The 7553-nt window shown below is 54.4% G+C and carries 9 protein-coding genes and 1 other RNA gene; 1 reads left to right on the top strand and 9 read right to left on the bottom strand.

The window, feature by feature from the left end; genetic code table 11:
- Positions 1-157 precede the first annotated feature (157 nt).
- The 3 genes from guaD to WCG50_RS15855 all read right to left on the bottom strand — a co-directional run bounded on the left by guaD (position 158) and on the right by WCG50_RS15855 (position 3788).
- Positions 158-1486, bottom strand: a complete 1329-nt coding sequence (gene guaD / locus WCG50_RS15865; protein ID WP_336900566.1) for a guanine deaminase — start codon at positions 1484-1486, stop codon at positions 158-160.
- 35 nt (positions 1487-1521) lie between these two features.
- Entirely contained in the window at positions 1522-2616 is a 1095-nt protein-coding gene (locus tag WCG50_RS15860; RefSeq protein WP_336900565.1) for a BMP family ABC transporter substrate-binding protein, read from the bottom strand.
- A gap of 131 nt (positions 2617-2747) precedes the next feature.
- Positions 2748-3788: an adenosine deaminase gene (locus tag WCG50_RS15855; RefSeq protein WP_336900564.1), complete on the bottom strand. Its 1041-nt coding sequence runs from the start codon at positions 3786-3788 to the stop codon at positions 2748-2750.
- Between the two features lie 43 nt (positions 3789-3831).
- On the opposite strand from WCG50_RS15855, the gene WCG50_RS15850 reads away from it, so the two are divergent.
- The gene (locus WCG50_RS15850) at positions 3832-4185 is read left to right on the top strand and encodes a nucleotide pyrophosphohydrolase (protein ID WP_336900563.1); all 354 of its coding nucleotides are present in this window, start codon (positions 3832-3834) and stop codon (positions 4183-4185) included.
- A gap of 60 nt (positions 4186-4245) precedes the next feature.
- Here the strand turns inward: WCG50_RS15850 and WCG50_RS15845 are convergent, their stop codons facing one another.
- The 6 genes from WCG50_RS15845 to WCG50_RS15820 form a co-directional block, all read right to left on the bottom strand.
- Entirely contained in the window at positions 4246-4524 is a 279-nt protein-coding gene (locus tag WCG50_RS15845) for a hypothetical protein (protein ID WP_336900562.1), read from the bottom strand.
- A 99-nt stretch (positions 4525-4623) separates the two neighbouring features.
- Positions 4624-5010, bottom strand: a transfer-messenger RNA (tmRNA) gene (ssrA, locus tag WCG50_RS15840).
- A gap of 12 nt (positions 5011-5022) precedes the next feature.
- On the bottom strand, positions 5023-5688 hold the full coding sequence (locus WCG50_RS15835; protein ID WP_336900567.1) for an HAD-IA family hydrolase: 666 nt from the start codon (positions 5686-5688) through the stop codon (positions 5023-5025).
- A gap of 14 nt (positions 5689-5702) precedes the next feature.
- Positions 5703-6425, bottom strand: coding sequence for a bifunctional 2-polyprenyl-6-hydroxyphenol methylase/3-demethylubiquinol 3-O-methyltransferase UbiG (gene ubiG / locus WCG50_RS15830; protein ID WP_336900561.1), 723 nt, complete (start codon positions 6423-6425; stop codon positions 5703-5705).
- Between the two features lie 136 nt (positions 6426-6561).
- Positions 6562-7224 carry an outer membrane protein OmpA gene (gene ompA / locus WCG50_RS15825; RefSeq protein WP_336900560.1) on the bottom strand — a complete coding sequence of 221 codons (663 nt, stop codon included), beginning with the start codon at positions 7222-7224 and terminating at the stop codon, positions 6562-6564.
- Between the two features lie 88 nt (positions 7225-7312).
- A partial coding sequence (locus WCG50_RS15820; protein ID WP_336900559.1) for a hypothetical protein occupies positions 7313-7553 on the bottom strand: 241 nt, incomplete at its 5' end.

Raw genomic sequence — 7553 nt, 5'->3', positions numbered from 1 at the left:
TTAATCGTCATGGGAACTGAACTCCTGAAGTTGGCAGATTGTAAGCAAGCCCTGACGCAGATCAGGCGACTTAACCGGCAAACAGGCACCGCCGCAGATCGCTATATTATCAATAGCTACTAGCGCAATATACACGGGGGCTAGCGGCCTAAAACGCTTAATAAATTACGGTGCGCTCGATCAAGCGGTCATCGCCCAGCACAATCATGGCAAACAGTAACTCATCCAGACTATCAGCGCGTGCGGTTCTGCGGGCCAGCAAGGGCGTGACCTGCGGGTTCAGCACCACAAAATCTGCTTCACAACCCGGTTGCAGATTTCCAACGGCCGGACGCCCCTGCCGACCATCCAGTCCCAAAGCTTGCGCCGCACCGACCGTGTGCTGCCACCACAGGTGTTGCGGCGACAGCGACACGCCGGGTTTGGTCTGCCCTTCCCGACCCACGTAGTACGCCGCCAGCATGGTGTGAAACGGGCTGAAGCTGGTGCCCCCGCCAACATCGCTCGCCAACCCGTAGTAAAACCCGGCACGATCCGCCGCAGCGTAGTCAAAAAACCCGCTGCCCAGAAACAGGTTGCTGGTCGGACTGACCGCCGCCGCCGCACCCGTGGCGCGCATCAAGGCCCGGTCGTCATCGTCAAAGTGAATGCAATGGGCGTAAATGGCGCGATCCCGCATCAAACCAAAATCGGCATAGGTGGCCAGATAGCTGACCGACTTGGGAAACAGCGCGCGAGCCCAGGCAATTTCGTCCTTGTTCTCAGACACATGCGACTGAATCCAGACATCAGGGTACTTGGCGGCCAGTTCACCAGCACCGCGCAACTGGGCCTCGCTGCTGGTCGGCGCAAAACGCGGGGTGATGGCGTAGCCCAGCCGACCCTTGCCGTGCCACTGGTTAATCAGCTTCTCGGTGTCGATCAGGCTTTGCTCGGTGGCATCGTTAGAGCCATCAGGCGCCGCGAGATTGAGCACATCAACCGGAGCGTTGCGGTCCATCAGACACAACCCCGTGATCAGGCGCATATTTTTAGCCTGTGCCTCGGCAAACAAGGCGTTCACCGATTCGGGATGCGAGGTAGCAAAGCACAAGGCCGTAGTGACGCCATTTCGCAATAGCTCTGCTATAAAAAAAGTAGCTGCTTGCACACTGTATTCGGGCGCTAAAAAGCGTTTTTCTTCAGGGAATGTGTAATCTTCAAGCCACGGCAACAAACCGTCCGAAGGTGAACCAATGACATCCGTCTGCGGGAAATGGATGTGCATATCGACAAAACCGGGAGCAATGATGCGCCCCGGCAGGTGCTCAACCGTCACACCGGGGAACTGATCTTTCAGCGCCAGGTACGGCCCCACCGCCAACACCACCTGTGTGCCTTGTGCGTTGGCGCCCACCACCAGCAGGCCATCCGACTCGTAAACCGCCGCATGGCGGGGCTCGCTGTCAGTGGCAAAACGAAGGATGGCGGAGCGGTAAGCTTTCATGGAGAAAGAGCTTAACCGCGTTTATTAACCTTGGCTCATTTCAGCTTGGCGTGCACGCCTTGCGCCAGCCAGTTCATCTTGAGAATCTGCTCATCGCTCAGCGTCTGGCCTTGGGCGATGACCACCTTGCCTTCGTTGTCCAGCACCGCTTGTCTGGCATAAAAAGGATGCAGCTTGCCGCTGGCAATGTCTTTTTGACGCGCCAGCACTTCGAGTTGCACCGCTTTGGGCACTTTGCGGCCAAAGCCGTCGACCTTGACCATGCCCTCGCGCACGCCGCCCCAAACACCACCGGTTTTCCAGCTACCGTCCAGCACCGCTTTTGCGCGCTGGGTGTAGTAAGCGCCCCATTGGTGGGTGACGGCCACGACCTGTGCATCAGGCGCAATTTGGCGCATATCCGAGTGGTAGGCGATGGCCAACTTGCCGCGCTCCTGTGCCGCCACCATCACGGCAGAGGACCCGGTGTGAAACGAAATCACATCCACGTTTTGATTGAACAGCGTCATGGCCGCATCGCGCTCGCGGGTCGGGTCAAACCAGGCGTTGAGCCACACCACCTTGACCTCGGCGCGGGGGTTGACCGAGCGCATGCCCAAGGCAAAGGCGTTGATGCCTTGCAGAACTTCAGGAATCGGGAACCCCGCCACGTATCCCGCCGTATTGCTGGTCGTCATGCGCCCGGCGGCTATGCCCGCCAGGTAGCGGCCTTCGTAATAACGCGCGTTTGCCACCGCCACGTTGGGCGTGGTCTTGTAGCCGGTGACAGATTCAAACTTCACATCAGGAAATTCAGCCGCCACCTTGAGCGTGGGCTCCATGTAGCCAAAACTGGGCGTAAAAATCAGTTTATGTCCGGTTTTGGCCAGATCTCGGATCACGCGTTCGGCATCCGGTCCTTCGGGTACGTTCTCGACATAAGTGGTTTTAACTTTGGTGCCCAAAGCGGCTTCGACAGCCTTGCGACCTTCATCGTGCTGGCGAACCCACCCGGCATCGGTGAGCGGCGCCACGTACACAAAACCGATTTTTAGCGGCTCGTGGGGGGCGACAGGCACCGGGGCGGGTTGCGAAAAAACGGGAGAAATAAAACAAGCGGCCGCGAACGCAGCTACGAGGTTTTTATACATGGTAGTCCTCTACATGGCTCCGAAACACAAAAGGCAAAGCCCACCGGAGCAGCGGGCCTTGGACTAATTTTAACCGGGCATGGCCGTCGACGCCGGTCGCGCCATCAGCCCATCAATACGGGCCTGCTTCTTCAACTAAACGTTTCAAACATCGCATTCAGCCGGTCGATGTATTGGTGCTTGAGCGAGCCGCCAATAAAACTGGCTCCAAAACTATTGTGTGCCAACTGGTAGGCCTGTTGGGCCGTCATCCCCAAGGCGTCGAAAGTTTGGGTGAAATTCTGGTTGATATAGCCGCCAAAGTAGGCCGGGTCATCCGAGTTGATGGTCGCCACGATTCCCGCGTCCAACATACGCCCCAGATTGTGCATAGCCAGCGTAGGAAACACGCGCAATTTCAGGTTGGACAGCGGACACACCGTGAGCGGGATGCGGTCTTTGAGCAACCGCGCCATCAGCGCCGGGTCGTTGATCGCCTGCACGCCGTGGTCAATACGCTCCACTTTGAGGACATCGAGCGCACTCCAGATGTAGGCAGGCGGCCCCTCCTCGCCTGCATGCGCCACCAAACGGAACCCCAATTCGCGGGCACGCGCAAACACGCGGGCAAACTTCTCAGGCGGATGACCCAATTCACTCGACGCCAATCCTATCCCCACCAGTTTCTCGCGCAGGGGCAGCGCCTGCTCCAGACATTCAAACGCAGCCTCTTCGCTCAAATGGCGCAAAAAGCAAAGAATGAGCGACGCGCTTATGCCAAATTCAGCTTGCGCATCGGCGCAGGCGCGGTGCAAGCCCTTAATGACCGTATCGGTACTGACGCCATGCCCGGTATGCGTTTGGGTGTCGAAAAAAATCTCGGCGTGCACCACGTTGTCTGCGGCAGCGCGCGCCAGATAGGCGTGCGTCATGTCATAGAAGTCCTGCTCGGTGCGCAGTACCAAAGTTCCCGCATGGTAGATATCAAGAAAGTCCTGCAGGTTGTCAAACACATAGGCGCGACGCAGCGATTCCACATCCGGGTAGGGCATGGCCAGCCCATTGCGCTGCGCCATTGCAAACATCAATTCCGGCTCCAGCGAGCCTTCAATATGAATGTGCAACTCAGCCTTGGGCATCAGCCGCAAGAGGTCGGGCAGGCGATCAGCCGGGACAGGTTTGACGATCAACATGGTCTATGCATCCTTGTAAAAACCAACAAATAAAATAAGCATCATGGTAAACAAACCCCTCATCAATGTCTCCGCTCTGGAGACCGCCCTGCAAACTTTTGCCGATGAACGCGACTGGCAAAAATTCCACTCGCCCAAGAACCTGGCCATGGCGCTGACCGGTGAAGTCGGTGAACTGGTTGAGATTTTTCAGTGGCAGTCTGAAGCGGAGTCGCTGGCAGCGGCCACCAACCCAGAAACTGCTCAGGCCGTCAGGGATGAACTGGCGGATGTGCTGCTGTACCTGGTTCGCTTGTCATCGGTGCTGGGGGTGGACCTTAACGATGCCGTGGTTCAGAAACTGCGGAAGAACGCTGAAAAATACCCTCAGGGTGATTCGACGCCTAAGCGCAACTGATCTTCGTTTTCTTCAAAACCAGAATTTGCACGGACAGTGCGTGACCTAGCCGCCCTCCCCTTAATTAAGTCTTTGCCCCTGAGACCTGAGTTCCTCCATCAAGACATCAGGTTCACCGCCTTCTGCAAGATGACTTTTGTACCAAACCGTCAAAATCGTTGTCACAACAGGACCCGGGTTTTGACAGACTTTATCGAAATCCAAACCATTGAGGTGACAGACCAACTTGACGAGATCCATGTCTAAGTCAATCGCATCGTCCACACAACGTCGAATTTTCAGATCAGAGAAAGAATAATCCTCTGGCAGTTTGAGGGTCAGCAGCGAATCAGTTTGCATGATTAATTAATTTAAAAGAGAGTTGGCGAAGTAAGCTGTTGATTTACCAATGAAAAAGGCCTCCGAGTATCGCTACTTGGAGGCCTTTGTCATGCGGTCTGGTGGAGCTGGGGGGATTTGAACCCCCGTCCGCAAGCCTTGTTCGGGCAGATCTACATGTTTAGTGGTCTGATTTGAGTCTCGCCACCTGTGTCGCGCAGCCACACGCTACACAGGACGCCAGTACCCTATTGTCTTGCCCCGGGTTAAGGTACCCAGCCCAGAGCCAGCCAATGAAATTATCTTTACAGCCGGGAGCGCCTAAATTGCTTTAGAAACCCCTTGCCCAGCCCATCGGCCTGCTGTTGTAAAGCTCACTGGCAATTAAGCAGCGAGTGCGAAACGTTCGTCGTTTGCAGTTAGTTTTTTTGAATCTGATTTACGAGCACATTCAGCTCGACATGCACCACACCGCGTCCGAACCCACGTCGAAACCAGTGCAGCCCCAAGCAGAGTATTTTAGGCCCTGGCGAGCAATTGCAATAGTGCCCCAGGAGAATTAATTATGGAGTGAGCACCCCATTTTGCTGGATCAGCTTTGTGACCCAAGTAACCATAGGTGGCCGCAACGGTGCCCATTCCAGCGGCCAACCCCGCAACAATGTCGCGCTCGTCATCACCAACATACAAGCAGCGAGACGGATCAATTGCAAGTCGTCGGGCTGCCTCAAACAAGGGTTCAGGGTGCGGTTTGGCATGCGCAGTAGTATCTCCGCTCACAATAGCACCCGCCGAAGTAAAGAGTGGCATAGCGCGCGTCAATGGGTTTGTAAAACGAGTAGATTTGTTAGTCACCACGCCCCATGGGAGCCCAAGCAGCAATAAATTTTCAATCAACTCCGGCACCCCGTCAAAGGCATAGGTGTTTTGAGTCATGCGTTGCTCGTAATTCGCAAAAAACTCTTCTCGTAGCGCTTCAAAATCAGGATGTTCGGGTGTCAGACCAAACGCTACATCTATCATTCCTCGAGCTCCAGCTCCAGCCATGGGACGATAACTGGAAAATGGCAACGAAGACAAACCACGATCGACGCGCATTTTGTCAACTGCAGCACCCAAGTCTGGTGCGCTGTCAATCAGGGTGCCATCCAGATCAAAGAGAACTGCTTGTATGTTGGAAAACAAACCTGCGCTCACAGTCACAAGGCTGCACCCATAGGCTTTTGGGTCGCAAAGAGGTAGTTCACACTGGTATCGGAGTTCAGCCAATAACGTTGGTTGATGGGGTTGTATCCCATCCCCTTTGTGTGCAGCAAATTAAGGCCGGAAGTGCGGCAATAGCTTGCCAGTTCACTGGGGCGGATCATCTTGGCGTATTCATGGGTACCCCGGGGTAGCATGTTCAAGATGTATTCAGCGCCTACAACCGCCAACAAAAACGATTTTGGACTGCGATTCAAGGTAGAGAAAAATACCCACCCACCCGGCTTAACCAACTTGGCACAAGCCCGCACCACGGATGCCGGGTCAGGCACATGCTCCAGCATTTCCATACAGGTGACGGCATCAAAACTTGCAGACTGCAACTCTGCCAACGCCTCAACACTCACCTCCCGGTATTGAACATTCGGCGTCTGCGCTTCCAGCGCATGGAGTTGCGCCACCTTAAGTGCTTTGGCTGACAAATCAATGCCCAAGACCTGCGCACCAGCATGCGACATGGCATCAGTAAGAATACCTCCGCCACAACCAACATCAAGAACCTGCTGCCCCTTTAACGGGCTCAGACTGTTGATCCACTCGAGCCTCAGAGGATTAATTTGATGCAGGGGACGAAACTCGCCTTCTTGATCCCACCAACGGTGTGCCAGGTCAGAAAACTTGGCCAGTTCGGCCGGGTCAGCGTTCAGTATTGAAGTCATGAAGTAATTATCGAGAAAATTCAATGCCCGTCAAAAAAACAGGCTCAACAATGGCGATCAAAAACAAAAAACCCCGCAACAGCGGGGTTTTTCATTGGGGCGGTCATGAACGACCGCCTCCGGGCATCAATGCCAATTACTTAGCAGCAGCGCGTGTTCCGACCACTTCGATTTCAACGCGACGATTTTTGGCTTTGCCTTCTTTGGTCTTGTTGTCAGCAACGGGTTGTTTCTCGCCTTTACCTTCGGTGTAAACGCGATTTTTCTCAATGCCTTTAGACACCAAGTAAGCCTTGACAGCTTCTGAACGCTTGACAGATAACTTTTGGTTGTAAGCATCAGTACCAGTGGAATCAGTGTGACCCACAGCAATGACCACTTCAAGATTGATACCCTTGACTTTGCCAACCAGGTCGTCGAGCTTGGCTTTGCCTTCAGGCTTGAGAACGGCTTTGTCAAAATCAAAGAATGCGTCAGCAGCGTAAGTCACTTTGGCAGCAACTGGAGGTGCAGGAGCAGGTGCAGGAGCAGGTGCGGCAACCACTGGAGCTGGAGCAGCCTTTGGTGCCACTGGCGCGGGTGCTACAACCGGAGCTGGTGCTGGAGCTACGATAGCGCCATCGCAACCGACAACTGCAGTAGCAGGCGTCCAGTTGGCATCGCGCCAGCACAGTTCGTTGGTACCGTTTTTCCAGGTAATGCCATTGCTGCTGACCCAGTTGTCAGCGGATTGAGCGCCAGCAACGGTTGCAAATGCTGCAGAAGCGATCAGCAAAGCCACTTTATTTAATTTCTTCATGGGGTTCTCCTTTAGAGGGGGAAAAACCGCAGCTACGCTGCGAATATTTGTTAAGCGCTCTAAATGCCTATCATCTAAAACGGTCAGTCTATTGTGACACAGCAAATTTGCGCAAAACAGCCAAGTAAGTACAAAGCAAGGATTGCGCAAGGGCTTCGTACAAAATGAAATTCAACGTTGCCAATAAACAACATGCCTCACCCTTAGAATCGGAGGTTGCCTTTGACATAGCCATAGCCACAATCTTCCCATGACCCAGTTCGCCAAAGAAACCCTGCCCATCAGTCTTGAAGAGGAAATGCGCCGGAGCTACCTCGATTACGCCATGA

It is taken from the genome of Rhodoferax sp. (assembly GCF_037143375.1).
Classification (GTDB): Bacteria; Pseudomonadota; Gammaproteobacteria; order Burkholderiales; family Burkholderiaceae_C; genus Rhodoferax.
This window is presented reverse-complemented; position numbering and strand designations above follow the sequence as displayed.